The 1,449-nt window shown below is 52.0% G+C and carries 1 protein-coding gene; it reads left to right on the forward strand.

Annotation, left to right across the window (positions count from 1 at the left end):
• Positions 1–51 precede the first annotated feature (51 nt).
• Positions 52–1,412 (forward strand): IS3 family transposase gene (locus tag J8I26_RS22535; protein ID WP_209609454.1). Its coding sequence is split into 2 segments (ribosomal slippage): positions 52–523 and positions 523–1,412, totalling 1,362 coding nucleotides; the frame shifts between segments, so codons are not numbered across the junction.
• Positions 1,413–1,449: the final 37 nt, after the last annotated feature.

Raw genomic sequence — 1,449 nt, forward strand, 5'->3', positions numbered from 1 at the left:
TGAACTGCACCCCGAAAGTTGGACACCGATCCAACTTTTGGGGTGTTTTTCATGGCGAAGTACGATACGAAGTTTAAATATGAAGTGGTCAAGCGCTGCTTGAAGGGCGGTAGAAGCGCCAGGGCGGCGGGTAAAGAATTCGGAATTGATCACGCAACTGTGCACCGCTGGGTGCAGAGGTACCGGCACCATGGTCTCAATGGCCTGAACAAGAAGCGCGAGTATTACAGCGCCGAATTCAAGCTTTCGGTGTTGAAGCGAATGAAGCAGGAAGGCTTGTCCTACCAGGAGGTGGAGGCGATGTTCAATCTTCGGGGAGTAAGCACGGTCAGCCGGTGGGAGCGTCTGTATCATGAGCATGGCCTGGATGGATTGAAACCCAAGCCGAGAGGACGCCCCAAGATGATGAAGCCTAAAATTTCCCCTAATCCACTCAAGACCAAAGTCGAGGATACACGTACGCGGCAAGATTTACTCGATGAAATCGAGTACCTGCGCGCGGAGGTGGACTACCTAAAAAAACGGAAGGCCTTGATTCAAGCAGAGAAAGCGGCTGCGCAAAAGCAGCGCGACTAGTGCAGGAATTGAGGCCGCATCACAAGCTGTCGATTCTGTTGAGAATTGCAGGATTGGCACGCAGTACCTTCTATTACCAAGTTCAAGCGCAGGCAGCCGACGATAAGTACGCTGCCGTGAAGACCCACATCCGCAAGGTTTATGAGCTGCACAAAGGCCGATACGGCTATCGGCGGATTACGGCCACACTAAGAAAAGCTGGCGAGGTGATCAACCATAAGACCGTTCAGCGCCTGATGCTCCAACTTGGCTTGAAATCGCTGGTGAGGCCGAAGAAATACCGCTCGTATCGCGGCCCTGGCCATGTCAGTGTGGCCAACTTACTTCAACGGCAATTCACGGCGGAGCGATTCGGAGAAAAATGGGTAACGGATGTGACGGAGTTCAACGTCAGCGGGGAAAAGCTCTATCTCTCGCCCGTCATGGACCTGTACAACGGCGAGATCGTGGCGTACCAGACAAGTCGTTCACCGAAGTTTCACCTGGTCAAGAGCATGCTCAAGAAAGCCATAGCAACCTTAACGGGAGTAACTCGGCCGATGCTTCATTCCGATCAGGGGTGGCAGTATCAGATGCATGCTTATAGGCGGACCTTGGCGGAAACCGGCATCACCCAGAGTATGTCGAGAAAGGGAAATTGCCTGGACAATGCAGCCATGGAAAGCTTCTTCGGAACGCTTAAGTCGGAGTGCTTTTACTTGAAACGATTCTCTTGCATTGAGCAGTTACAGGCCGAGATCCGCAAGTACATCCATTACTATAACCATCACCGCATCAAGACCAAATTAAAAGGACTGAGTCCTGTGCAATACAGGACTCAGTCCTTAGCGCCTTAACCGGCTAATGACCGTCCAACTTTATGGGGTCAGTTCA

The organism is Herbaspirillum sp. LeCh32-8, from assembly GCF_017814915.1.
Taxonomy (GTDB): Bacteria; Pseudomonadota; Gammaproteobacteria; order Burkholderiales; family Burkholderiaceae_D; genus Herbaspirillum.